The sequence below is a fragment of the Streptomyces sp. NPDC052016 genome, assembly GCF_044548445.1.
Classification (GTDB): Bacteria; Actinomycetota; Actinomycetes; order Streptomycetales; family Streptomycetaceae; genus Streptomyces.
On record NZ_JBIUBX010000036.1, the window covers coordinates 54,997 to 79,290 of the forward strand.

The 24,294-nt window shown below is 73.5% G+C and carries 19 protein-coding genes and 1 pseudogene; 14 read left to right on the forward strand and 6 right to left on the reverse strand.

Translation table 11 applies throughout. The features are described from left to right. Positions 1 to 102 precede the first annotated feature (102 nt). Positions 103 to 282 (reverse strand): hypothetical protein, encoded by a 180-nt coding sequence (locus tag ACIHAR_RS35420; protein WP_400023319.1) that lies wholly within the window; start codon positions 280 to 282, stop codon positions 103 to 105. Positions 283 to 441: 159 nt separating this feature from the next. Here ACIHAR_RS35420 and ACIHAR_RS35425 point away from each other — a divergent pair, with 159 nt between their 5' ends. The 4 genes from ACIHAR_RS35425 to ACIHAR_RS35440 all read left to right on the forward strand — a co-directional run bounded on the left by ACIHAR_RS35425 (position 442) and on the right by ACIHAR_RS35440 (position 4,789). After that, on the forward strand, positions 442 to 1,785 hold the full coding sequence (locus ACIHAR_RS35425; RefSeq protein WP_400023321.1) for a tetratricopeptide repeat protein: 1,344 nt from the start codon (positions 442 to 444) through the stop codon (positions 1,783 to 1,785). 354 nt (positions 1,786 to 2,139) lie between these two features. Next, positions 2,140 to 3,141 (forward strand): permease, encoded by a 1,002-nt coding sequence (locus ACIHAR_RS35430; protein ID WP_400023322.1) that lies wholly within the window; start codon positions 2,140 to 2,142, stop codon positions 3,139 to 3,141. Further along, complete coding sequence (locus tag ACIHAR_RS35435) at positions 3,138 to 3,989, forward strand: TIGR03943 family putative permease subunit (RefSeq protein WP_400023323.1); 852 nt, start codon at positions 3,138 to 3,140, stop codon at positions 3,987 to 3,989. Before ACIHAR_RS35430 ends, ACIHAR_RS35435 begins: the two co-directional genes overlap by 4 nt. Positions 3,990 to 4,063: 74 nt before the next feature. After that, positions 4,064 to 4,789, forward strand: a complete 726-nt coding sequence (locus ACIHAR_RS35440; protein WP_400023355.1) for a GAF and ANTAR domain-containing protein — start codon at positions 4,064 to 4,066, stop codon at positions 4,787 to 4,789. Positions 4,790 to 5,186: 397 nt separating this feature from the next. Here the strand turns inward: ACIHAR_RS35440 and ACIHAR_RS35445 are convergent, their stop codons facing one another. Then, positions 5,187 to 5,957 (reverse strand): hypothetical protein, encoded by a 771-nt coding sequence (locus ACIHAR_RS35445; RefSeq protein ID WP_365463434.1) that lies wholly within the window; start codon positions 5,955 to 5,957, stop codon positions 5,187 to 5,189. Positions 5,958 to 6,722: 765 nt separating this feature from the next. On the opposite strand from ACIHAR_RS35445, the gene thrS reads away from it, so the two are divergent. The 3 genes from thrS (at position 6,723) to ACIHAR_RS35460 (ending at position 11,531) form a co-directional block, all read left to right on the forward strand. Then, the gene (gene thrS / locus ACIHAR_RS35450; protein ID WP_400023325.1) at positions 6,723 to 7,943 is read left to right on the forward strand and encodes a threonine--tRNA ligase; all 1,221 of its coding nucleotides are present in this window, start codon (positions 6,723 to 6,725) and stop codon (positions 7,941 to 7,943) included. 67 nt (positions 7,944 to 8,010) lie between these two features. Then, positions 8,011 to 8,982: a nucleoside hydrolase gene (locus tag ACIHAR_RS35455; RefSeq protein WP_365463440.1), complete on the forward strand. Its 972-nt coding sequence runs from the start codon at positions 8,011 to 8,013 to the stop codon at positions 8,980 to 8,982. 890 nt (positions 8,983 to 9,872) lie between these two features. Beyond that, complete coding sequence (locus tag ACIHAR_RS35460) at positions 9,873 to 11,531, forward strand: glycoside hydrolase family 13 protein (protein ID WP_400023356.1); 1,659 nt, start codon at positions 9,873 to 9,875, stop codon at positions 11,529 to 11,531. A gap of 21 nt (positions 11,532 to 11,552) precedes the next feature. Here the strand turns inward: ACIHAR_RS35460 and ACIHAR_RS35465 are convergent, their stop codons facing one another. Beyond that, complete coding sequence (locus tag ACIHAR_RS35465) at positions 11,553 to 12,305, reverse strand: DUF4142 domain-containing protein (protein ID WP_365463443.1); 753 nt, start codon at positions 12,303 to 12,305, stop codon at positions 11,553 to 11,555. Between the two features lie 300 nt (positions 12,306 to 12,605). Here ACIHAR_RS35465 and ACIHAR_RS35470 point away from each other — a divergent pair. Together ACIHAR_RS35470 and ACIHAR_RS35475 are read left to right on the forward strand one after the other, a co-directional pair. Beyond that, positions 12,606 to 12,943, forward strand: a pseudogene (locus ACIHAR_RS35470) (O-methyltransferase); the annotation flags it as partial. A gap of 13 nt (positions 12,944 to 12,956) precedes the next feature. Then, entirely contained in the window at positions 12,957 to 13,670 is a 714-nt protein-coding gene (locus ACIHAR_RS35475) for an MOSC domain-containing protein (RefSeq protein WP_400023327.1), read from the forward strand. Between the two features lie 320 nt (positions 13,671 to 13,990). Here ACIHAR_RS35475 and ACIHAR_RS35480 read toward each other — a convergent pair whose 3' ends face one another. Continuing rightward, complete coding sequence (locus ACIHAR_RS35480; RefSeq protein ID WP_400023329.1) at positions 13,991 to 14,476, reverse strand: hypothetical protein; 486 nt, start codon at positions 14,474 to 14,476, stop codon at positions 13,991 to 13,993. Between the two features lie 178 nt (positions 14,477 to 14,654). Between ACIHAR_RS35480 and ACIHAR_RS35485 the strand changes: the two genes are divergently transcribed. Next, positions 14,655 to 15,167, forward strand: coding sequence for a hypothetical protein (locus tag ACIHAR_RS35485; RefSeq protein WP_365463455.1), 513 nt, complete (start codon positions 14,655 to 14,657; stop codon positions 15,165 to 15,167). A gap of 432 nt (positions 15,168 to 15,599) precedes the next feature. Here the strand turns inward: ACIHAR_RS35485 and ACIHAR_RS35490 are convergent, their stop codons facing one another. Further along, entirely contained in the window at positions 15,600 to 16,484 is an 885-nt protein-coding gene (locus ACIHAR_RS35490) for a M23 family metallopeptidase (RefSeq protein ID WP_400023330.1), read from the reverse strand. Between the two features lie 52 nt (positions 16,485 to 16,536). After that, positions 16,537 to 17,529, reverse strand: coding sequence for a glycoside hydrolase family 26 protein (locus ACIHAR_RS35495; RefSeq protein ID WP_400023332.1), 993 nt, complete (start codon positions 17,527 to 17,529; stop codon positions 16,537 to 16,539). 700 nt (positions 17,530 to 18,229) lie between these two features. Here ACIHAR_RS35495 and ACIHAR_RS35500 point away from each other — a divergent pair. The 4 genes from ACIHAR_RS35500 (at position 18,230) to ACIHAR_RS35515 (ending at position 24,267) form a co-directional block, all read left to right on the forward strand. Then, positions 18,230 to 20,272 (forward strand): TerD family protein, encoded by a 2,043-nt coding sequence (locus ACIHAR_RS35500; RefSeq protein ID WP_400023358.1) that lies wholly within the window; start codon positions 18,230 to 18,232, stop codon positions 20,270 to 20,272. A gap of 288 nt (positions 20,273 to 20,560) precedes the next feature. Beyond that, positions 20,561 to 21,172, forward strand: coding sequence for a flavin reductase family protein (locus tag ACIHAR_RS35505; protein ID WP_400023359.1), 612 nt, complete (start codon positions 20,561 to 20,563; stop codon positions 21,170 to 21,172). Positions 21,173 to 21,307: 135 nt separating this feature from the next. After that, positions 21,308 to 23,068 (forward strand): lysyl oxidase family protein, encoded by a 1,761-nt coding sequence (locus ACIHAR_RS35510; RefSeq protein WP_365463470.1) that lies wholly within the window; start codon positions 21,308 to 21,310, stop codon positions 23,066 to 23,068. 104 nt (positions 23,069 to 23,172) lie between these two features. Further along, positions 23,173 to 24,267, forward strand: a complete 1,095-nt coding sequence (locus ACIHAR_RS35515; protein ID WP_365463473.1) for a hypothetical protein — start codon at positions 23,173 to 23,175, stop codon at positions 24,265 to 24,267. Positions 24,268 to 24,294 lie beyond the last annotated feature (27 nt).

A 24,294-nucleotide genomic window follows, 5' to 3' on the forward strand; every position in this document is an offset into this window, starting at 1 on the left:
TCCGCCGGCGAGGTGTCGATGTCGGGGCCGGGGCCGGGAGGGACCGTAACGGGTCCGCGCGGGAACGGGTTCGGGGCGGACCGTCAGGAGGGCGAGGCCCCTCTACCCGCGACGTACCTCGTCCCGCGCCGCCGCCGGTGCCGGCTCGTCGGGTGCCGCGTGGGCCGGGACCGCGTTGGCCGCGGTGATCAGGGCCGCCACGGCGAGGACCGCCGCCGCGACGGCTCTGGCGTACCGGCCCGAGGAGCGTCCGTAGGGTGCGCTGGTGGTGCGTCCGAGCACGGCAACCTCGCAACGTCGGCGACTACGGCGGTCAAAAAGCGACTTCTGCCACGACTGCTGGCGTCAGCCGTGTATTAAACATGCTTAATACGCCGTTTAACCTAGGGGCTCCGCGTGGCCAACGGCAAGACGCGCAAGGCCGGTTGGGGGGAGTCGGGAGTGCGAGAGCGGGACGAACCGGAGGTCATCGGACGCCGGGTGCAGCGGCTGCGCGTCGAGCGCGGGCTGACCCAGAGGCAGCTGGCCCAGCCGACCTACACCCCTGCCTACGTCTCGACGCTCGAGGCGGGCCGGGTACGGCCCTCAGACGAGGCGCTCAAGCACATCGCCGACCGGCTCGGCGTGGACTTCGAGGAACTGGCGACCGGACGGTCGGCGCGGCTCGTGACCGATCTGCGGCTGCGGCTCACCGAGGCCCAGCGCGCCCTCGCCACGGGGGACGCACAGGAGGCGGCCCGCCAGTACACACTGCTGCTCGCCGAGGCGGAGGAGCACGGACTCGTCGAGGAGGAGGCCACCGCCCTGCTCGGCCTCGGGGAGTGCGGCATCGACACCGGCGACCTGGAGACGGCCCGCCGGTACTTCGAGCGCGCCGAGTCCCGCCTCGCGCACGCCCCTCTCCCGGCCCGGGTGCCCGCGCTGCGCGGCCGGGCCGTCTCCCACTACCTCGCCGGTGAGCTGCGCTACGCCGTCTACCTGCTGGAGTCCACCCTCGACGAACTCAACCGGGGCGGACTGCACGACCCCGACGCCCTGCTCCTGTTGTACGCCTCGGTCATCGGGCCGTACATGGACATGGGCGCCCACGCCCGCGCCGCCCAGGCCGCCGAGTTCGCCCTCGCGCTCGCGCCCCAGGTCGCCGACCCGGCGCTCGTCGCCCGGATGCACCGGTCCGTCGCCCGCACCCTGCTCGCCGAGGGCCGCCTCGCCGAGGCCGACACCTCCCTCGCGAAGGCCGCCGAGCTCTACCGTCAGCTCCAGCTGCGCACCGAGCTGGCCAACTGCCACTGGATGCGCGGCTACGTCTACGCCCAGAACGGCCGGTTGGAGAACGCCGAGGACGAGCTGAGACAGGCCCAGGCCATGCTCTCCGCCCAGCGCGCCGCCCTCTACACCAGCCAGGTCGCCGTCGAGCTGGCGGACGTCCTGCACCGCAGGGGCAAGTCGGAGGAGGCCGCCGAGCTGCTGCACGGCGTGCTCGGCGATCTCTCTCCCGAGCGCGGTGCCGTGCACTCCGCCGCCGCGCACCGCCTGCTCGGCATCATCGCCGAGGACGCCCGCGACACGGAGACCGCCGAGGAGCACTACGTCCGTGCCCTGAGCCTGCTGGAGCGGGCCGGAGCCGTCGGCGACCTCGCCGACCTGTGCCGCCTCCTCGGCGATCTGCTGCGGCGCACCGGTCGGGTGGAGGCCGCACTCGACGCCTACCGGACGGGCCTGGGCCACCGTACGGCGCCCGGGACGACGACCCTGGGACCGGCCCCGGCCCAGCCACCGCTGTAGGGGCGGCGGGTGCGGGTACCGGTGGCCGCTCGCGCGGTTCCCCGCGCCCCTGAGCGATGCGCTGTTCCGCGCGCCCGTGTGGGACGCGCTGTTCCGCGCGCCCGTGTGGGACGTGCTGTTTCCCGAGCCCGTATGGGACGTGCAATCCCCCGCGCCCGTATGGGAAGCGCTTCCCCCGCGCCCGTGTGGGACGTGCAGTCCCCCGCGCCCCGGAGGTGGGACGCCCGAGCGCCCGTGACCGATGCCCCCGCCCCGGCAGACCCGCGCTCCCCACAGGTTTCTCTCCGCCGATCCCGGGGTGTCGCACAGCCGCCCTGGTTAGCGTCGCCGCGACGACGACCGGCGGGATACCGAGTGCAGAACGAACGAACAGTGGCCGACGGCCTCCGCCTGGCCGTGCGCGCGCTCGTGTACGCCGTCCTCGGCGGCACCGCGCTGATCGCCGTCGCGACCGTCGTGTCCGTCCTGGGCCCGACGCTCGCCCTCGACCTGTACACCCCGCCCGTGGCCGCCTGGTGGACGGTTTTCACCGCCATCGCGGTCCAGGGCGTGCCCTTCCTCCTCCTCGGGACGGTCGTCTCCACGGCGATCGGCGCCTTCGTGCCGGAACGGGCGCTCAGACGGCTGCTGCCGCGCAGGCCGGCGCTAGCCGTGCCGGTCGCGGGCGTGGCCGGGGCCGTGCTGCCGGGCTGCGAGTGCGCGTCCGTGCCGGTGGCCGGCAGCCTGATGCGGCGCGGGGTGGCCCCGGCGGCGGCCCTCGCCTTCCTCCTGTCGGCGCCCGCGATCAACCCCGTCGTGCTGGTCGCGACCTCGATCGCCTTCCCGGGCCGGCCGGAGATGGTCCTCGCCCGCCTCGTCGCCTCGCTCGGCACCGCCGTGGTCATGGGCTGGCTGTGGGCGAGGTTCGGCCGGGAGAAGTGGCTGCGCCTGCCGCGCCGGCCGGCCGCGCACGCCACCGGCGTCCGCGCCTTCCTCACCGGCCTCCAGCACGACTTCCTGCACGCCGGCGGTTTCCTCGTCCTGGGCGCGGCGGCCGCGGCGACCTTCAACATCGTAGTCCCGCGCTCCGTGCTCGAGGTGTTCACCGGCTCCGCCTGGGTGGCGGTGCCGCTGCTGGCCCTGCTGGCGGTCGTGCTGTGCGTGTGCAGCGAGGCCGACGCCTTCGTCGCCGCCTCCCTGAGCGCGTTCCCGGCGAGCGCGCGGCTGGCGTTCATGGTGGTCGGGCCGATGGTCGACCTCAAGCTGATCGCCCTGCAGGCCGGCACCTTCGGCCGCTCCTTCGCGGTGAGGTTCGCGTCCGTCACCTGGGTGGTGGCCGTGACGGCCAGTGTGCTCGTGGGGTGGTGGCTGCTGTGACGCAGCGGTACGGACCGGCGGTACTGCTCCTCCTGACCGGAGGGGCGGTCCTGCGCATCACCCTCTTCAGCGAGCTGTACCTGCGCTACGTGCAGGCGGGACTGCGGCCGTACCTGGTCGTCTCGGGGGCGGCGCTGGTCCTGCTGGGCCTGCTGACGGCGGCCCTGCGGAGCCGCACGCCGGACGCCCGCGAGGACGGGCACGCGGCCGACGGTGATCGGGAGCCGCATGGGCGCGCGGGCGACGGCGATCGGGAGCCGCACGAGCAGACGGGGGCCGACGGCGATCGGGAGCCGCACGAGCAGACGGGGGCCGACGGCGATCGGGAGCCGCACGGGCACGCCCACCATCCCGCCGGTTCCCGCCTCGCCTGGCTCCTCGCCCTCCCCGCCCTCGCCCTCCTCCTCTTCCCGCCCCCCGCCCTCGGCTCCTACAGCGCCGACCGGGAGGCCGCGCAACGGGCCGCGCAGGGCGTGGGGACCTTCCCGGCGCTCCCGGCCGAGGACCCCGTGGAACTCACCCTCGCGGAGTTCAGCTCACGGGCGGTCTACGACAGCGGCCGCTCCCTGAAGGGCCGCACCGTCCGCATGACCGGTTTCGTCACCCACGGCGACGACGGCACCTGGTACCTCACCCGCCTCGCCGTCACCTGCTGTGCGGCCGACGCCACCACCAGCAAGGTCCAGGTCCGTGGGGCGGACGCGCTGCCCGCCGACACCTGGATCACCGTCACCGGCGCCTGGCACCCGAAGGGCACGCTCGGTTCCGAGGAGGCCTGGCCGCCGGTCCTCGACGCGGCGAAGGTCACCCGCGTGAAGCAGCCCGCGGACCCCTACGAGAAGGCGTAGAGGCCCGGGTTTTCGCGGCGGGCGGGGGGTACCCGGCCGGACGACGGGAAGGTGTGCGGCAGGCGTACGCGGAGGTGGTCGGCGTGCGCGATCGGGACCGGGAACGGATCACCGACGTGATCGCCCAGGAAGTGCAGGACGCCGAGCCCGGCGAGGTGCCGGAGCGGCTGTGCGCGGCGGCCGTGCGGCTCCTGCCCGTGAGCGGTGCGAGCGTGTCGCTGCGCGGCGAGGGGATGCCCGTACCGCTGAGCGCGAGCAGTGAGCGGGCCGCGCACCTGATGGAGATGCAGGCCACCCTGGGTGACGGTCCCTGTCTGCGAGCCGCGGAGACGGGCGCCCCCGTCTTCGCCTGCGACCTGACGGCCGGCCGGGACGCCTCCCGCTGGCCCGTGTTCGCGCAGCAGGCCGCGGCCGCGGGAGTGCGCGCCGTGTACGCGCTGCCGCTGGGTGACCGCTCGGTGTGCGTCGGCACGCTCGACCTCTACCGCGACGTCCCCGGCGAGCTGGCCGACGACGAGGTCAGCACGGCGCGGTTCGTGGCCGACGTCCTGACGGTCGCCCTGATGGCGCTGCCCCGCGGCGAGGAGGCGGGCCGCCTCGGCGACGGTCTCTGGCTGAGCCCCCTGGCCACCGACCACGACGAGGTGTACCAGGCGGTCGGCATGGTCATGGCCCAGCGGGGCGTCCCCTCCGACGAGGCACTGGCCCTGCTCCGCGCCCACGCCTTCGCAGAGGGCCGCACGGTCCTGGACATGGCCCACGAGGTGGTGGCCCACGCCACCCGCTTCGACCCGGACTGACGAACCGGGCCGGGGGCGCGGGCGCACGAGTGCCCCCGGTGGCGGCGGCGGGTCGGGCCGCCGAAGGCGTGCCCGCTTGGGGGCGCGGGGAACTGCGCGGCCAGCCCCGGCGTGCCCGCACCCGTAAGCGCACGGGCATGCCCGTGTCGTGGGGGCGTCGGTCCGCCGGAGGCGAGGGGCGCGGGAACTGTGCGCTCAGCCGCCGCGTGCGCGCGCTGGCGGGTGCAGGGGTGCCCCGGTGCGGCGGAGCGTCGGGCTGCCGAAGGCGTGCCTGTTTGGGGGCGCGGGGAACTGCGCGGCCAGCCCTCGCGTGCCCGCACACGCAAGTGCACGGACACCCCCACCCCCCGAGTGCGCCGGCTCACCGCAGGTGACGGACGGGGCGCCGGCCCCTCCGTCAAACCTGCACCCGCCCCTGCTTACGGACTTCCGTCAGCCGCTGCACCCCCAGCTGCACCGCCGCCTGCGTGGCCTCGTTCGGCACGTCGTTCAGGCTGCCGTTGGTGAGGGCGAAGGTGTCCTGGCCGGCGCGGACGGCGGCCACGTCGATCGCGAGGGCGAGCGGGTCGCCGTCGGTGTTCCAGTCGGTCAGCGTCACCCGCAGACCCTGGCGGACGTCGCCGACCTCCGGCAGGGGCAGTTCGCCGACCGTCACGTCGAGCACGGTGTCGTCCGGCGCCTTCGCCGTGAACCGCGCACAGTTCTCGGGAAGCGTCTTCAGCCAGTCCAGGGCGCGGTCCGCCTGAGCCGGGCGGAGGCCGGTGAGCTGGTAGCGAAGCTGGGCCCCGCTGTCGGGGTCGTCGAGGGCGACGACCGCGCGGGCGGGGCCACCGAGCAGTTCGTCGGCGTACAGCCGGTCGAGGAGCTTCTGGCATTCCGCGGTAGGGGTGGTCGCCTTGAGCAGGCCGTCCCGCCAGGTGGCGGCGCCGCGTGTCGGGGTCCAGGGCGCGCCCAGATCGGTGTCGGTGATCAGCGCGGAACGCGCCTGGGAGTCGGTGAGGACGGCGGCGCCGGCCGCGCTGGAGGACTTGCCCGACGACTCCTGCACGGTCGGCAGCGGCGGCCGTGCGGTCGGAGGGTGCTCCAGGCCGAGGGTGGCGCAGGCGCTGGTGGTGAGGAGGAGCCCTGTGAGGCAGAGCGCGGAGGCGAGGACGGGACGGCGGGTCATCGGGTGCCTCCTGGATGGGCGGTGGCGTTGGGCGGTGGCCGGTGGACTGCGCGGGGTGCCTCCTCTCACGGCACCATCGCGTGGAGGGGCCGACCAGCGAGGGGGGCCGTCCGGGTTACCGGTGTTGGTGCGGCCGGGTGGCCGCGGCGGCTCGACTCGGGCGGGTGACGGGCCGTCTGGCTGTTCGCGCAGTTCCCCGTGTCCCTGTCGGCGTCGGCCGGGCCGGTGCTTCGGCCGTGGCCGGTCCGTGCCAGGGGGCGTCCTCGGTCGTGGGGCGTGTGGCGGGCCGTCGTGGCTGGTCGCGCAGTTCCCCGTGCCCCTGTCGGCGTCGGCCGGGCCGGCGCTGGATCGGCCGTGGCCGGTCCGTGCCAGGGGGCGTCCTCGGTCGTGGGGCGTGTGGCGGGCCGTCGTGGCTGTTCGCGCAGTTCCCCGCGCCCCTGGGGGCGTCGGCCGGGCCGGTGCTTCGGCCGTGGCCGGTCTGTGCCAGGGGGCGTCCTCGGTCGTGGGGCGTGTGGCGGGCCGTCGTGGCTGGTCGCGCAGTTCCCCGCGCCCCTGGGGGCGTCCCCTCGCCGGAAAACCGATCGCCTCCCTCCCACGCCCTTGCTACGGTCCCCCCATGAAGCGCGCCCCTCTGTCCGCCACGACGACGCCGGAGAGTGTCCCGGCGCGCTGACCACTGGATGTCCGAAGCCCCGGGGCGAGTGCCCCGGGGCTTCGTCGTGGGTGCTCGTTCCTCTCGCCCGGGGCCGTCCCGGAGGAGCAGAAATGCACGACCACCGCCGACTCGGCCGCGAACTGGACCTGTTCGACACCGACCCGCTGATGGGCGCGGGCCTGCCGTACTGGCTGCCCGACGGGGCCGTCGTCCGCCACACCCTGGAGGAGTACGTCCGGGAGGCGGAGCGGGCCGCCGGCTACCGGCACGTGTACTCGCCGGTCCTCGGCAAACGCGACCTGTACGAGACCTCGGGCCACTGGGACCACTACCGCGACGACATGTTCCCGCCCATGGAGCTGGGCGCGGAGCAGGTCGTCCTGCGCCCCAGCCTCTGCCCCCACCACGCCCTGATCTACCGTTCCCGCTCGCACAGTTACCGCGAGCTGCCGCTGCGCATGGCCGAGGTGGGCGGCATGCACCGTGCGGAGCTGTCCGGTGTCCTCGGCGGCCTGACCCGTGTCCGGGCCATCACCCTCAACGACGCGCACATCTTCTGCACCCTGGAGCAGGCGGTGGAGGAGGCCCGCGCGGCGCTCGGCCTGATCGCCCGTGCTTACGCCGACCTCGGCATCCGCGCCTCCCGCCACCGTCTCTCCCTCCCCGGCGAGGGCGGCAAGTACGTGGCCGATCCGCAGCTGTGGCGCCGGGCGACCGCGCTGCTGCGGGAGGTGCTGGACGGTGCGGGCGTGGACTACGAGGCGGCCGAGGGCGAGGCCGCCTTCTACGGCCCCAAGATCGACGTGCAGATCACCGACCCCGCGGGCCGTGAGGCCACCCTCTCCACCGTCCAGATCGACTTCCACCAGCCGGAACGCTTCGACCTGCACTACATCGGCGCCGACGGCGCCAAGCACCGGCCGGTGATGGTCCACCGCAGCATCATCGGCAGCGTGGAGCGGGCCGTGGCCCACCTGCTCGAGGTGCACGGCGGCGCCTTCCCGGTGTGGCTGGCGCCCGTGCAGCTGGCGGTGCTGCCGGTGAGCGAGGCGCAGGAGGAGCGGGCGCACGGGGTGGTCCGGCAGGCGATCGCGCGGGGGCTGCGGGCGGAGGTGCGCGGCCCGGCCGAGGGCACCCTGGGCGCCCGCATCAGGGCGGCGCGTCTCGTGCCGTACCAGGCGGTGATCGGGGAGCGGGAGGCCGACGGCGGGCTGGTGGCCGTACGGCTGCGGGACGGGCGGCGGCCGGGGGCTGTGCCGGTGGAGGAGGTGCTGCACCGGATCGCGGCCCGGGTCGCGGATCGCCGGGCCGAACTGTGGTCGGCTGCGTAGGGTCACTTCCGTACGAGGAGTGATCCGTACGAGGAGTTATCCGTACGAGGAGTGAGAGGAGCGCGCCGTGACCACGGACCCCATCCCGGTGATCATCGACTGCGACACGGGTGTCGACGACGCCCTGGCCCTGCTGTTCGCCGTACGGCATCCCCGTCTGGACGTCCGCGCGGTGACCTGCGTGGCCGGGAACACCGACGTGGACGGGGTCGTGCGCAACACCCTGACCGTGCTGGAGCAGGCGGGCGCCGGTGACATCCCGGTCGCCCGCGGCGCCGAGCGCCCGCTGATCGAGCCCCTCCGTACGGCCCCGGTGCACGGGCGGGACGGGATGGGTGACCTCGGGCTGCCCGCGCCGACCCGTGTCCCGGTCGACGTGGACGCGGTGACGCTGCTGCGCCGCGAGATCCTCGCCTCGCCGCGGCCGGTCACGCTGGTCCCCACCGCGCCGCTCACCAACATCGCCCTGCTCCTGCGGACGCACCCGGAGGTGGTGCGGAACATCGAGCGGATCGTGTTCATGGGCGGCGCGGTGGCGACCGGGAACGCCACACCGGTCGCGGAGTTCAACGTGTGGCACGACCCGGAGGCGGCCGCGATCCTGCTCACGGCCGGGGTGCCGATCACGATGTACGGCCTGGACGTGTTCAGGCGGGTCCTCGTCCCGGCTGCGGACGTGCAGCGGCTGCGCGCGAGCTCCGAGCCCCGCCTGAGGCTGGCCGGCGAACTCCTCGCCCACCGCGACCCAGCCGGGTCGACCCAGCCCTCCCGCGACCCCGCTCCCATGGGCGGACTCGGTGACGCGGGCGCGCTCTGCGCGGTCGCCGACCCGGCGGGCCTGACCACCGAACTCCTCCCGGTCGAGGTGTCCCTGGCCCCCGGCCCCACCCGCGGCCAGACCATCGTCGACCGCCGCCCCCGCCCCGGCGAGTCCGAGATCCACGGCGGCGCCCGCGAACAGCCACTGGTGGAGGTGGCACTCGACGTGGACGTGGAACGCTACGTGAGCCTGTGGCTGACAACAGTGGAAAAGCCGTAACAACCCGCCCGACGACAGCGCCCCGACAGAGCCGCGGGTAACTGCGCGACCAGCCACGACGCCCGACGGCCGACACCACCCCTCGGCACGAAGCGTCCGCTCCCGTTCGAGTAACGGCCCGGCCGACCCCGACAGGGGGCGCGGGGAACTGCGCGGCCAGCCCCCGACGGCCCGTCAGTCGCCCGAGGACCGACCCCGCCCCCCGGCACGAAGCGTCCGCACCCGTTCGGGCAACGGCGCGTCCGACGCCGACAGGGGCGCGGGGAACTGCGCGACCAGTCCCCGACGGCCCGTCAGCCGCCCGAGGACCGACCCCGCCCCCCGGCACGAAGCGTCCGCTCCCGATCGGGCAACGGCCCGGCCGACCCCGCCAGGGGCGCGGGGAACTGCGCGGCCAGTCCCCGACGGCCCGTCAGCCGCCCGAGGACCGACCCCGCCCCCCGGCACGAAGCGTCCGCACCCGTTCGGGCAACGGCGCGTCCGACGCCGGCAGGGGCGCGGGGAACTGCGCGGCCAGTCCCCGACGGCCCGTCAGCCGCCCGAGGACCGACCCCGCCCCCCGGCACGAAGCGTCCGCTCCCGATCGGGCAACGGCGCGTCCGACGCCGGCAGGGGCGCGGGGAACTGCGCGGCCAGCCCCCGACGGCCCGTCAGCCGCCCGAGGACCGACCCCGCCCCCCGGCACGAAGCGTCCGCACCCGTTCGGGCAACGGCGCGTCCGACGCCGACAGGGCGCGGGGAACTGCGCGACCAGCCCCGACCCCCCGTCACCCACCCCCACCACCCGCGGAGCGCCCCGCCCCGACGTTCCCCACCCCCGCAAAGTGGACAAGCTTCTGTTCGTGACCGATTTCGTGACCGCCTCCGCGCCCGACCACGAGACCGATGCCGTGACCGCGCCCCCGCCCGACCTCTCCTCCCGCAACCCCGACTGGTGGCGCCAGGCCGTCGTCTACCAGGTGTACCCGCGCAGCTTCGCCGACTCCGACGGCGACGGGCTCGGCGACCTCAACGGCGTCACCGAGCGGCTGCAGCACCTCGCCACGCTGGGCGTCGACGCGCTGTGGCTCAGCCCCTTCTACCCCTCCGAGCTGGCCGACGGCGGCTACGACGTCATCGACCACCGGGACGTCGACCCGCGCCTGGGCAACCTGGACGACTTCGACGCTCTGGTCGCCGAGGCCCACCGCCTCGGACTGAAGGTGATCGTCGACCTCGTCCCCAACCACACCTCGCACCGCCACGTCTGGTTCGAGGAGGCCCTCGCCGCCGGCCCCGGCTCCCCGGCACGCGCCCGCTACGTCTTCCGGGACGGGCGCGGCGACCACGGTGAGCACCCGCCCACCGACTGGCAGTCCGTCTTCGGCGGCAGCGCCTGGCAGCGTGTCCCGGACGGCCAGTGGTACCTGCACCTGTTCGCCCGCGAGCAGCCCGACCTGAACTGGGACCACGAGGAGGTCCGCGAGGACTTCCGCACCACCCTGCGCTTCTGGTCCGACCGGGGCGTCGACGGCTTCCGTGTCGACGTGGCCCACGCCCTCGCCAAGGATCTGAGCGAACCGCTGCGGGACCTCGGCGCCGCGGAACTGAGCGCCGAGGACGCGCTGGTGTGGATGGAGCCGGGCACCCACCCCTTCTACGACCGCGACGAGGTCCACGCGATCTACCGTGACTGGCGTCGCCTCCTCGACGGCTACACGCCACCCCGTACGGCGATCGCCGAGGCGTGGGTCCCGGGCGTCCGCCGCGCCCTGTACGCCCGCCCCGACGAGCTGAACCAGGCCTTCAACTTCGAGTACCTCCAAGCGCCGTGGGACGCGGACGCGATCCGTGAGGTCATCACCGCCTCACTGGCCACCGCCCGGGCCGTCGGCGCCTCCGCGACCTGGGTGCTCTCCAACCACGACGTCGTCCGCCACCCCTCACGCCTGATGCTCCCGCCCGGCACCGACGAGAACGCCTGGCTGATGTCCGGCGGTCACGCCCCGCCCGTCGACGAGGAGGCGGGCCTGCGCCGTGCCCGCGCGGCCGCCCTGCTGATGCTGGCGCTGCCGGGATCGTCGTACGTCTACCAGGGCGAGGAACTCGGGCTGCCCGAGGTCGCCGACCTGCCGTTCGAGGTCCTCCAGGATCCCCTGTGGGAGCAGACCGGCCGGGTCCGCAAGGGCCGTGACGGCTCCCGGGTGCCGCTGCCGTGGACGAGGACGGGCCCGTCGTTCGGCTTCGGCGCGGGGGGCGCCTGGCTGCCGCAGCCGCCGTCCTTCGCGCGGTACGCGGTCGAGGCACAGGACGGGGTGGACGGCTCCACCCTGGAGCTGTACCGGACGGCCCTGCGCCTGCGCCGCAAGTTGCTGGAGGGCGAGGAACTGGTCTGGGTGGACGGCACCCCGCCCGGCGTGCTGGCCTTCTCCCGCTCCGACGGCTGGCGGTGCGTCGCCAACCTGTCGGAACGGCCGGTGCCGTTGCCGCCCGGGGAGGTGCTGCTGACCAGCGTGCCCCTGGACGGCGACGGTCGGCTCGGGCCGGACACGACGGTCTGGCTGGCGTAGGAGGGGGAGCCGGGCGGAGGCCTACCCCACCGTGGGGGTGGGGGCCGGGGCGACCCCGCCCACCACGGACGCGGAGTCGATGTCCACCGGGGTGGACGTGGCGGTGGGCGGCGGTGTGAGGACGACCAGCGGCTGGCCGACCGGCGGTGGCGGCGGGGTCAGGTCCGATTTGGGCAGCTTCGGCGGGGTGGTCTGCTGGAAGAGCGTCTGGTCGAAGTCGACCATGCCGGTCTTCTCCATCACCGTGATGTGGTCGAGGACGGTGTCGTTGGCCTGGTCGGCCAGCGCCCGCACCAGGGTGTTCTTGGTGGTGGAGCGGACCTTCGCCACGGTGTTGAAGATGGAGCCGTGCGTCTGGCGCAGGATGTTGGCGAACTCGTAGTCGAATTCCTTGCCCGTCTTCGCGTTGATCTGGTTGACGAAGCCCACCTGCTGCGGGCTGGCCACGTTGGGCAGCGTGATGTTGAGCATGGGCGCGATCTTGCGGCAGGTGGTGTCCAGGGCCGCGTGCCCGTCGATCAGGTGCTCGCTGGCGGTCTTCACCGCCTGGCTCTGCCCCTTCTGGAGCCCGATCACGCCGAGCGGGTACTCCCACAGTCCGGCCGCGCGCACCTTGACCACGAAGTCCCGGTCGCCTTCCGTCAGCGGCCCCCACTGGGTGTTGGCGATGATCCGCTCGTTCGAGGTGGAGACCGTCTCCAGCCCCAGCATCGACGGATAGGCGAGGGCCACGAGGGTCAAGCCCAGAGCGCCGCCCACGAAGGCAGTTCCCATCGCGTTCCGCGAAAAGCGCACCTTTCCTCCTGCCCGGTAGGGGATCACCGCCTGTGCGCGGCGGGGTCTGACGCACAGGAGTACGGACGCGGAGCCCCGGATATTCACCGGTCACCGCAGAAAGTTGGTCGACGGCCTCGGGGAGGGCGGATAAGTTCCCGGTGAGTTCCCGAAGAGAACTGACGGCCTGTCGGGCCGGCTGAGGGAGGGGATCCGGTGTCGCAGCACACCTGGACGGCCGTGGACGCCTACTTCAACTGCCTGCTGGTCGAGGAGGACGAGGCCCTGAGGGCGGCGGTGGTGGACCTGAGGGTGGGCCGGGCCCTGGACACGCTGCCGGAGCTGGTGGACGACTCGGCCGGGCCCTTCGACTTCGTCTTCATCGACGCCGACAAGCCCTCCAACCCCGAGTACCTGGACTGGACGCTGCGTCTCACCCGCCCCGGCAGCGTCATCGTCGGAGACAACGTCGTCCGCGACGGCGCGGTGACGGACACGGACAGCGACGACCCCCGCGTGCAGGGCGTCCGCCGCTTCACCGAACTCGTCGCCCGGCACCCGAGACTGACGGCGACGGCGGTGCAGACGGTGGGGAGAAGGGCTACGACGGTTTCTTACTGGCGCTGGTGACGGACTGAGGGGGCGTTGCGCATGCCGGCGAGGGTCGCGGACATCACGTACTACCCGGTGAAGGGCTGTGCGGGGATCACGGTCACGGAAGCGGAGGTGACACCGGCCGGGCTGCGGGGCGACCGCACGTACGCGGTCGTCGACGAGGCGGGCGAGCTGCGCTGGCAGTGGGGGGACCCGGCCCTGGCCCTGATCACCCCGGAACTGAAGGACGGCGAGCTGTGGCTGAGCGCCCCGGACCGGGAGACGCTGCACGTGCCGCCCGACGGGACCGGTGCGGACGCCTGGCTGACCGACGTCCTGGGCGCACCGAGCCGACTGGTCCGCCCGCAGGACGGCAACGGCGGCCGCCTGCACGTCGTCTCGCGCGCCAGCCTGGACCTGCTGAACGGCAGGCTGGTGGAGCGGGGCGCCCCGCCCCTCCCCATGAACCGCTTCCGCCCCAACGTGGTGATCGACGGCTGGCCGGCCCCGCACACGGAGGACGACGCCGGCCGCCTCGCCATCGCCGGCACCGAACTGGCCTTCGCCGAGCGCACGATCCGCTGCGCCATCACGATGGTCGACCAGGAGACGGGCCGCCGATCCGGTCCGGAGCCCCTGCGCACCCTCGCCGAGTACCGGAAGGAGGCGGCGGGCATTGCCTTCGGGGCCTACTTCACGGTGGTGCGGCCGGGAAGAGTGTCGGTGGGGGACGTGGTGTCGGTCGGTGACGCGGTGTCGGTGGGCCACTGATCGCGGTCTTCCGGCGTGAGGAAGAAGAACCAGCCGGGCGTGACGTGGTGGGCCTCTCGAAGGCGGCACGATCCGCACCGCCGTCGTTCACCGCCGCGCGGTAGGCGATACCGCTGCCGACGTGGTCCAGGGCGTCCGCGCCCACCACGAGCGCGAGCGCCGCGACCAGGTGCAGCACGGGGCACCGGGGGGCCGACCCGGAATGATCGGCTGCGCCCCCGCCCACCCGCGTCGACGCGCCCGCCCACCCGCGTCGACCGGTCGAGCTCGTGATCGTGGGCGGGGCCCGGCCTCACGGCTCCGGCGCCGCGCGGGAGGGGTCAGTACCGCACCGCTCGTGCCACGTCCGCCCGCACCTCGCCGGACAACCTGTGCGTGCTGCGGGCCGTGGCCGTGCCCGACTTGCCCGCCGGGACGTCGGGGACGGTGACGACGACCGTGTCCTTCCAGTTCCCGGAGGCGTCCTTGAAGTCGACCTGGACGGCGAAGGACTTGGCGGAGTCCTCCCGGTTGGTGGCGGTGACCGGCACCGTGGTGCGGCCGTCGCCGTCGGTGGCCGGGCTGCCGACCTTGACGTCGTCCGTGGCGTCGACGCCGCCCTTGATGCCGTCCAGCCTGCGGCCGGCCTCGGCCGTCGCCGACGCGAAGGCGTCCGCGGCCCGGCTGCCGGCCGACTCCGCGGCGGAGGCGGCGCGGCTGGCCACGGACGACGGGTCGGTGTCGTCCGTGCAGCCGGACAGCAGAACGCTGCACGCGGCCGCCGCCGGCGCGGCTCCTCTCGTCCAGCGCGTGCGGTGAGCTGCCATGGCGCCTCCAACGTCCGGTTCGTCCGTCCTGCGGGTCCTTTCCAGTGAAGGGCCGACCCCGCTCACCCGCATGCCGGGGTCACCCGGACGGCCCATCCCTCGTGGTGGCGGCCTCCGCCCGGACGGATCGTCGGGGGTGGACAAGCCACCCGGAAGCGCACAGAAGCGGGGTACGGCCATGAGCGAGCAGCCGTCGCAGTCACGCAATCCCCAGGAGTCGCCCGTCTGGGACCCGTCCCACCAGGGCACCGGCCGCTCCGGCCCCGGCCCGGCCGGCCGCCCCGCCGGGGCGGCAGCCGGCACCGGCTGGGCCGCCGGGGGCGTCGTCTTCGCGGGTGTGCTGATGCTGGTGCACGGCGTCCTCGCCATCTTCCAGGGCATCGCCGCGATCGCCGAGGACGACGTGTACGCCCGGATCGGCGACTACGTCTACGAGATCAACCTGACGGGCTGGGGCTGGATCCTGCTGATCCTCGGCGTCGTCCTGGCCGTCACCGGGTGGGGCATCCTCAAGGGGGCCGACTGGGCGCGCGTCACCGGCATCCTGCTGGCCTCGCTCAGCCTGATCCTGCAGTTCCTGTTCCTGCCGTACGCCCCGGTCTGGTCGATCGTCCTGATCGCGATCGACGTGTTCGTGATCTGGTCGCTGGCCGTGCACCAGCCGACGAGGACGACGGCCCGGCCCGTCTGAGCCGAACCGACGCCCACCGCACCCTTCGGCACGTCGACTTCTCTGAAGTCCGCGTCGAGCCCTCCCCGCAGAGCGGCCGCGGCGGGCACGGTCGCCCGGCACCGTGGGAGGTTCGGCCGCCCGGCCCCATGGGCGGGGCCGATTCGGTTGCGCGGCATCGCGGCGGGTTCGGTTGCCCGGCCCTATAGCCGATTCGGTCGCCCGCACCGCGGCGGGCTCAGCCACCCGACCCCATGGCCGACTCGGTTACCGGCTCCGCGGCGGACTCGGTCGCCCGGCACCATGGGGGCCCGGTCACCCGGCCCCATGGCCGACTCGGTTGCCCGGCGCGCGGCGGGCTCGGTCACCCGGCCCGATGGCGGGTTCGGTTGCCCGGCCCTACGGCCGATCCGTTCGCCCGGCGCCACGGCCGTCACCGGCCCCACGGCGGGCTCAGTGGCCCCGCACCACCTCGACGCCCTTCCTCCGCAGCCACGGCAGCGGTGGCACCGAGGACCCCAGGTAGGGCGTGATCCGTACCTCGAAGTGGAGGTGAGGGCCGGTGACGTTGCCGGTGGCGCCGGCCCGGCCCAGGCGCCTGCCGGCCTCGACCCGCTGCCCCGTGCGGACGTCGATGCGGGAGAGGTGGGCGTACTGCGTGAAGTAGCCGTCGTCATGGCCGACCACGACCTGACGGCCGAAGCCGTCGCCGCAGGTCGTCGCGTGGACGACACCGGGGCCGACCGCGTACACGGGCCTGCCGCCGGGCACGGCGAAGTCCTGGCCGGTGTGGCGGTGGGCCCAGCGCGCGCCCCGGTCCGCGAAGCCGGCGGAGAGCCAGTAGCCGCGGGTCGGGGCGGTCCAGGCCGAGCCGTCCCGCTCGGGTGGGCGGCTGCGGTCGCGGGCGGCACACTTCCCGGCGCGTCCCGACCGGTCGACGGCGACCGGGTCGCCGGCTGCCCGGGCCTTCTCGTGCAGCAGGTCCCACAAGCGGTCGCGGAGGGCCTTGCGGCGGCGTTCGGCGGCATCGACCTTCGGGGCGTCGGCGTCCGCCTTGCGGAGCTGGTCGACCCGCGCACGGACCTTCTCGTGCGCCCGCACGACCCGGGCCGCCCGCTTGCGGTCGGCGTCGCTCCCGGGGCCGGCGGGCGCCGCGGCGGGCGCGAGCAGCAGGACGGCCAGGACGCCCGCCAGGAGGGCGGCGAGCCAGACCGCGCCACCGGGGCGGGTACGGGAGGGGCCCCTGCGGGGGCGCCTCGTGCGGAGGAGACGGGTGTGGGAGAGGCGGGTGCGGAAGAGGCCGGTGCGGGAGAGACCCGCGGGCAGTTCTCGTCGCATCCTGGGATCATGGGACCGGTCCCCGGCCAGGACCGGCCGACGCGCCGCGCGCTCAGCCGAACGGCCGCGCCGTCAGAGACCGGTACACGGCGGACGACCGTGGATTGTCCCGGCACTGCCACACCCCGTGCGGGCAGTAGTCGCTGATGGTCTGGTAGAGCGGCCGGTGCCGGGCGAACCAGTTGAGCATCCCGCGCACGTACTCCGGGTTGTCCCCGTTGCGGAACAGTCCCCACTCGGGATAAGCGATCGGCTTGCCGTGCTTCTTGGCGAACCGCACGTGAGCCGCGAGGCCGTACGGCTCGTGCACCTGTTCCTCGAAGGGCATGCCCTCGGGCTGGTCGTAGGCGTCCATGCCGATGACGTCGACGTAGGCGTCGCCCGGGTAGCAGTAGGTCCAGGGGATGGCGTCCCGCCCCCGGTTGGGCGTGAACTCGAACCGGAACCGCTGCCCCTTCACCGCCCGCATGGTCTGCACGATCCGCGTCCAGTACCGCTTCCACGTGGCAGGGTCCGGCCCGCAGCGGTGGGTGTAGGTGATGCCGTTCATCTCCCAGCCGAGGACGAGGACGGTGTCGGGCACCCCGAGCGCGACGAGCCGCCGCGCCAGTACCCGGAAGTGCTCGTCGTACTCGCCCCGCGCGCCCCTCGCCAGCTGCTGCCGCACGTAGGCGTCGGACAGATGCGCCTCGTTGCGCGCCAGCATCGGCACGTTGAGCACGAGCATCCGGTCCTTGCGCCCCTTGCGCCACTGCGCCCAGTGATCCAGGTGTCCGGGCTCTCCCTCGATCCTGCTCCACCGGTCCCCCGGCAGGAACGCCCGCCCGACCCGGGGCGTCGCCTTCCCCACCCACCCGTCCAGCTCGGAGATCCGCCGCACGGCGGTGGAGTCGTACCCGACGTACGCCCCGAAGGCGGGCGGACCGGCGGGCGGACCGGCGGGCGGCTTCTCCCCGTTGCCCCCGAGGGGGACACAGGCCGGGCCGGTGAGGAGGGCGGCGAGGGTCACGAGGGCCACGACGAGGACACGCAAGGGCTGGGGCACCGGCTCATGATGACGACCACCGGACCGCCGCCGCGGCGGACTCGCCCTCGAGCCACCCGGACGGGGTCGGCGCGTCAGGCGTTCGACCGGTGGAGGGGGGCGGCGCGGGCCTGGGCGTAGCCGCCGGACGGGAGGCCCCCGCCCTGTAAGGCGGCAACCCTGCCGGGGACTCGCGGCAACCAGGGGGCGTACGCGAACCCGCCCTCGCCTTCACCCATGGGCAGGCATCCGGTTGTTCACCGTGCTCGCGGCTCTGGCCGCGTTACTGCAGGCGACAGGGACGGCCGCCCCACGGGCCGCGGCCGCCGAGGAGTGGAACCCGCCCGCGCACCTCGTCCAGCCGCTGAACGAGGTCTGGAACCACGTCTCGACGACCTATCCCGACCCTGGCCGGCGATCACTCGGGAACGCCACCCGAAATCGAGCGTCTGGCCCGCCGCCTGGGCGAGGCCGGCCTCGCCACCGAAGCCGGACACCGGCCGCCGGGAACCTGACTCATCCGTACGGCCGCGCACGGTGTCGCACGCTGCGCGATGAGCGACGACGCGCGTGAGGCCTCCCGCGCCGGTCAGCCGCCGGACTGCGATTCCTGCCGATCACACCGAGGTTCGCCCCATTGAGCACTAACATCTCAGCTGTGCGCTGCGTGTGTCGCGCGTCACATCGGTGGGGGCCGTCAAGGGGGGGCTTCGTGTACGAAATGGTCAAAGGCGCCAACGTCGGTCTGACGGCGCTGAGCGAGAACGTCGACGCGGTGGTCGTGAGCCTCGGGTGGGCGAGTTCGACCGGTGAGGGGGATGCGGACGTCTCCGTCCTCCTCCTCGACGGGAACGGGAAGGTGCGCAGCGACGCCGACTTCTACTTCTACAACAACCCCGTCGCCGCGGACGGAAGCGTGCAGCTCCTGGGCAAGGCGCCGGCGGGAGAGGGCAGTGAGGACCGGATCGGGTTCGACCTGACGGCGATCCCGGCCGACGTGGAACGGATCGTCGTGGCTGCCAGCCGGTACGAGGGCGCGCGCTTCGGGGAACTGGAGGACCTCCGGGTCACGCTCGCGGACGGGGCGGGGGAGGAGCTTCTCCGGTTCGCGATCGACGACGCCGGGTCGGTGAGCGCCTTCATCTTCGGAGAGCTGTACCGGCGCGCCGACGAGTGGAAGTTCCGGGCGGTCGGGCAGGGCTACGACACCGGCCTGGCCGGCCTGGCCACGGATTTCGGCGTCGATATCGAGGACGACGCCTCCCGTGAGGACGTGGCCGTACCGGCTGGGGTCGAGGACGCCGAAGAAGCCGAGAACGCTCCCGCGGCCGCGCCGGTCGCCGTCGAGGCCGCACCGCAGGCCGCCCTGCCGGCCGTTCCCGCTCCCCGCCGGGCCGGTGACGACACGGAAGCGGGAAGGACCGTATCGCGGCCTCGCACCGCCAAGAAGAAGGTCACCCTGCCGAAGACGGTGAAGAAGTCCTTGGCGGAGAACGAGTCCTGGAAGCAGGCCCGGCTCTTCCCTGTCTCCGCGCTCAAGAGCGACCGTGACCGTGAGACGCGGGCGACGTCGGTGCTGCTGTCGGTGATGGCCCAGGTGCCGGAGTTCGGCAGGAGGCTCACGGCGGCCTTCGGTGCGCCGGCGGGGCGTATGGAGACGTTCACCGAGGTGTCGCTGCCGCACGGCGAGACTCCGCGCCGTCCGGACGGGGTGATCCGCGTCGAGCGGGCCGGCAAGCTGTGGACCGCGCTGTTGGAGACGAAGACCAACGGCAACGCCCTCAAGTCCGAACAGGTGCAGGCCTACATGGACATCGCGGCACGGCGCGGCTATGAGGCCGTGATCACGCTGTCCAACGACGTCGCGCTCGAGGGAAGCCCCTTGGTCGACGTCAAGATCGACGGGCGTCGCAAGCACAAGGTGGCGCTGCGCCACCTGTCCTGGGCGGAGGTGGCCCACCAGGCACAACTTCTCATCAGGCATGAGGGAGTGGGCAACAGCGCGCACGCATGGCTGCTCCAGGAGCTCCTCCACTACCTCCAGCACGAGAACTCCGGATGTCACGGCTTCCAGAACATGGGCGCTGCCTGGGTTCCCGTACGCAAGGGCATCGACGACGAGACGCTCTGCCAGGGAGACCCGCGCGCCCTGGAGGTCGTGGAGAGCTGGGAGCGGCTCATTCGCCAGGTCTGCCTGGGGCTCGGCGGTGACCTGGGCCAGAAGGTGCTCCCCGTCCAGAGGGCCGTGCGCGGGACCGATCCCGCGGCCCGACGGGCCCGCATGGCCGACCAGTTGTGCGCCGAGGGAAGGTTGCAGGCGGAGCTGCGCATCGATGGCGCGCCAGGTGTCCTCGCGGTGGGCGCCGACCTGCGGACCGGACGGCTGCGCACGTCCATCGAGATCCCGGCTCCCGCGCAGGGGTATCCGCTGACCTGGGCCAAGCGGCTCGTTCGGCGCCTGGCGGAGGCTCCGGCGGATCTCCATGTGGAAACCCTGGTCGACGACGAGACCGGCGGGCCGCGGGGCACCCTGGAACGACTCCGCCCGGAACCGGCGGACCTCCTGCCGAAGAACGGTGCGAAGATCACCGGCTTCCGGCTCACCCTCTTCAAAGGCATGGGCAATGGGCGCGGCAGCGCGGAGTCCGGCTTCATCCGCAGCGTCGACGAAGCGGTGCAGCGCTTCTACGGCACGGTGGTCGTCCACCTGGAACGCACGGCACCGCGCCGGTCGTCGCCCACGGAGGTGACGGCCACGGGGTGAGGGGCCGCGGAACGGCTCCGCAAGGGGGGTACAGCGCCTGCCGGGCGAGGTCGGGACGGTCGATGGGGTCACGGTCGGCCGCGGGGCCGGTCACGTCCTTCATGGTGAGACTCGTACGGTTCGGCCGGGGCCGAAACGTCGGCGGCCTAGCGTTCCGGCATGAGCACAGCAACGCCATCCCACACCGGTTCCGCAGCAGCAGGGCCCGCGGCAGCACGGTTTGCCGCAGCCGGTTCCCCGGCAGAAGCAAAGCCCGCTGCGGCACGGTCCGCGGTCGGTGGGCGGCATATTCGCCTCTCCCCCGCCATCCTGTACTTCGGGACGCCCGTGGCGCTGCTGGCCACCAAGAACGCCGACGGTACCCCCAACCTCGCCCCCGTCTCCTCCGCGTGGGCGCTCGGCCACACCGTCGTCCTCGGGATCGGGCGGGAGAGCCGGACCGCCGAGAATCTGGCCGCACGGCCCGAGCTGGTCGTCAACCTGCCCGGGCCCGGGCTGTGGCGGCAGGTCGAGGCGCTCGCCCCGCTCACCGGTGCGGACCCGGTGCCGGAGGCCAAGCGGGCCGTCTACCGCCACGAGGCGGACAAGTTCGCGGCCGCCGGGCTCACCCCGCAGCCCGCCGAGACGGTGCGTCCGCCCCGGGTCGCCGAGTGTCCGCTCCAGTTGGAGGCCACCGTGCGGGAGATGAGGCCGGGTGGTGCCGACGGGCACTTCCGGATCGTCGAGTGCGAGGTGCTGCGCGTCCACGCCGACCCGTCCGTCGTCGTCCCCGGCACCCAGCACGTCGACCCGTCGGCCTGGAGTCCCCTCATCTACAACTTCCGCCACTACCACGGCCTCGCGCCGCAACTCGGTCACGGCTTCCGGTCCGAGACCCCGCGAGCCGCCGGGGAAAGATGAATTCCTCTCTCAACAGGCAACCCGGTCAACGGTTTTACCTCTCTCACAGGGTGCTCACAGATGCGGCCGGGGCGCGTGGGGTGCGTCCGCACGAGAGGCCGTGTCCGTGGTCTGTCCAGTCCGATGCCACCGACCATGGCACTCGCAGACGAGGAACCGATGACCAGTCAGCTGACCAGTCAGCCACATCGCAAGGGGCTCCAGCGCGCGGCGTTCGCCGCTGCGGCGGCGCTCACCGTCGTAGCCGTCGCCGGGGCGGCGCCCGGCGCCGACGCGGCGCCGAAGCGCACGCCCGGCGTGCCGGAGCTCAAGCTGATCGCCGCGTCGAAGTCCGTGACGCTCGACCGGTGGGAGTGGGAGGGGGAGTCCGGCGTCGACGTCGACCTGGGCACCTACCTCACGGTCGACAACGCGCCGCTCGAGTTCAAGGTGACGCGCACGTCGTACAAGGATCCCGTCGTCGCCCAGCAGATCCTGCGCGACGGGACGAAGACGAAGACCAAGAAGCTGCCCGCCGGGCTGGTGAACGACTTCCGGGGCCTTCCGGGCTTCCTGGAGGTCTCCTTCACGGACGCCTCCGGCGCGGTGATCGCCACCAGCAAGGGCACCTTCTGCCCGAACAACGCCTCCGGCCGACTCCGCCCGGACGCGCCGGCGACCTCGCACTACCCGCAGAGCTGCCCCACCAACCCGTTCACGCTGGGCTCGGTGTGGGGTGTCGAGCAGGGCTGGGCGGCCAACACCAGCGCCGTCGACTACGACAAGCCGGTGGACCTGCCGGTGGGCGAGTACACGGCCAAGGTGTCGGTGGCGAAGAAGTACCGGGACCTGTTCGGCATCCCCGACGACCGGCCGACCATCAAGGTCACCGTCCGCGACGGCGACGACGGCGAGGAGGGCGGAGGCGCCGCCGGCCTGCGCTCGGCCGCCGCCGCGAACGGCACGCACGGCGCGCACGACATGCACGGCGCGCAGGGCTCCCACGCCGCCGGCCAGGCGGCCGGTCACGGCGCCGGTCACCACTACGGCCCGCGCGGCGCCGACGCGCCCGTCCCGCCCGCCCTCTCCCACGCCCTCGAGGACCGCGGCCTCGCCCACCACCTCGGCGACGGCAAGGGCCACACCGACGGCTCCCGCATCGCGCCCGCGCTGAAGGCCAACGCCAAGCGGCCCTCCGGACGGGCGAGCGTCCCGGCGAACGTGCCCAAGCCGGACCTCAGGTCCCTGCCGGCCTGGGACATCATGATCACCGACGGCGAGGACGGCGACGTCCCCGGCAAGGACTACCTCGCCTTCAGCGCCAACGTCTGGAACGCGGGCCCGGCCCCCCTCGTCGTGGACGGCTTCCGCAGCCCCGGCAAGGACCTGATGGACGCCTACCAGTACTTCTACGACGCGAACGGCAAGCAGGTCGGCTACACCCCCACCGGCACCATGGAATGGGACCCGCGCATCGGCCACGAGCACTGGCACTTCACCGACTTCGCCAGCTACCGCCTGCTGAGCGCGGACAAGACCAAGGAGGTGCGCAGCGGCAAGGAGGCCTTCTGCCTGGCCAACACCGACGCCGTCGACTACACGGTGAAGAACGCCAACTGGCACCCCTACAACACCGACCTGTCGACCGCCTGCGGCCAGCAGAACTCGATCTCCGTCCGCGAGGTCCTCGACGTCGGCTCCGGCGACACCTACACCCAGTACCGTCCGGGCCAGTCCTTCGACATCACCGACCTGCCCAACGGCACGTACTACATCGAGGTCCTCGCCAACCCGGCCAAGCGCCTGAAGGAGACGAGCCTCGACAACAACGTCTCCCTGCGCAAGGTCGTCCTCGGCGGCACGCCGGGTGCCCGTACGGTGTCGGTCCCGCCGTACGACCTGATCAACGCGCCGTGACCGGTCGCGCGACCGGTCGGTAATCGGCTGGGGTGTTGGCGGCGGACATGCCAGGATGAACGGGTTCTGGTCATGATCCGTCGACAGGGGGAGCAAGCGACGACATGAGCGCCGCCGCCGACGCCTACGACCGGCCGCCCTACCGCACGCCCCACGCCCCGGCCCGCGCGAGCGGACCGGGTGCGTGGGCGCTGGACGTGCTGCTGCCGTGGCGGCTGGCCCGGCGCGTCTACGGCCCCTTCCACACGGTCCGCTTCAGCGCGTCCGACGCCGTGGGCCCCGTCGGTCAACTGGCCGACCCGCTCATCGAACGGCTGCTGTTGCCCAGGGCGTTGCTGGGGCTGGGCGTCCTCTTCCTGATCGTCCGTCTGTTCACGGGCGGAGGCTTCGCCGAGCCCCTCGGCGAAGCCTTCAGCGACAGCGTTCTGATGCTGGCCACGGGCCCGGTGGCCCTCCTCCTGGCCTGCGCCCCGCTCGTCGCCCTGGCACGCCCCGGCACCCGCGGCACGGTCGCCCGCCTGTGTCTGCGCCCCCTGCTGACCGCCCTGCTCACGGCGGCCTTCTGCGGCCTGTTCGTGGCCTGGGCGCTGCACGGCTACGACTACGAACCCGACCAGGCCGCCTGGCTGGTCCTCGTGGTGCTGTTCGGGCCGTGGCTGACGGTCTTCTTCGGGTCCGTCCTCTATCTGATCCACCGCAACGCGTTCAGCACCGGCGGCCACCCCCTGGTCCGCCCCCTGGCCAGCGTGCCCCTGGTCTGGCTGACGGCGATCGCCCACGCGGTCCTGATCGACGCGGTCGAGGCCTACCCCGGCTCGCACCCCACGCCGTCCTACTACGTGGCTCTCTTCGCCGGCCCGGTCGCGGTGACCGGCACCGCCGTCGCCGAGATCGCCCTCCTCCGCCGCCGCCACGGGGTCGGCTTCCGGGGACCGCTGCCGGACTGGCTCCCCCCGCAGCCCCACCTGTCCGAGATCCCCGCCCCCCTCGTCGAACGGCTCCGCACCGACGTGGCCCGCGGCCTGTCCCACCACTGGCCCTGCTACGTCGACCGCACCGGGGTGGTCTGGGCCGCGACCCCGGCCGTGCACACCGGCCAACGCGTCATGTGGCCGTACGTCCCCGCCTTCACGGAGCGGACCCGGCCCGCCGTGTGGGCGGAGGTCGAGGCGGCGGCGGGACCGCTGCGACCGAGGTGAGGGAGACGGCCGTGCCGCTTCCGCAAG

Excerpts from the sequence above, each read along its gene's own strand:
- ACIHAR_RS35445 (WP_365463434.1), bottom strand. The coding sequence starts at position 5,957 with ATGACCCGCCGTCCCGTCCTCGCCTCCGCGCTCTGCCTCACAGGGCTC.
- thrS (WP_400023325.1), top strand. The coding sequence starts at position 6,723 with ATGCACGACCACCGCCGACTCGGCCGCGAACTGGACCTGTTCGACACC.
- ACIHAR_RS35465 (WP_365463443.1), bottom strand. The coding sequence starts at position 12,305 with ATGGGAACTGCCTTCGTGGGCGGCGCTCTGGGCTTGACCCTCGTGGCC.
- ACIHAR_RS35475 (WP_400023327.1), top strand. The coding sequence starts at position 12,957 with ATGCCGGCGAGGGTCGCGGACATCACGTACTACCCGGTGAAGGGCTGT.
- ACIHAR_RS35480 (WP_400023329.1), bottom strand. The coding sequence starts at position 14,476 with ATGGCAGCTCACCGCACGCGCTGGACGAGAGGAGCCGCGCCGGCGGCG.
- ACIHAR_RS35485 (WP_365463455.1), top strand. The coding sequence starts at position 14,655 with ATGAGCGAGCAGCCGTCGCAGTCACGCAATCCCCAGGAGTCGCCCGTC.
- ACIHAR_RS35490 (WP_400023330.1), bottom strand. The coding sequence starts at position 16,484 with ATGCGACGAGAACTGCCCGCGGGTCTCTCCCGCACCGGCCTCTTCCGC.
- ACIHAR_RS35500 (WP_400023358.1), top strand. The coding sequence starts at position 18,230 with ATGGTCAAAGGCGCCAACGTCGGTCTGACGGCGCTGAGCGAGAACGTC.
- ACIHAR_RS35510 (WP_365463470.1), top strand. The coding sequence starts at position 21,308 with ATGGCACTCGCAGACGAGGAACCGATGACCAGTCAGCTGACCAGTCAG.
- ACIHAR_RS35515 (WP_365463473.1), top strand. The coding sequence starts at position 23,173 with ATGAGCGCCGCCGCCGACGCCTACGACCGGCCGCCCTACCGCACGCCC.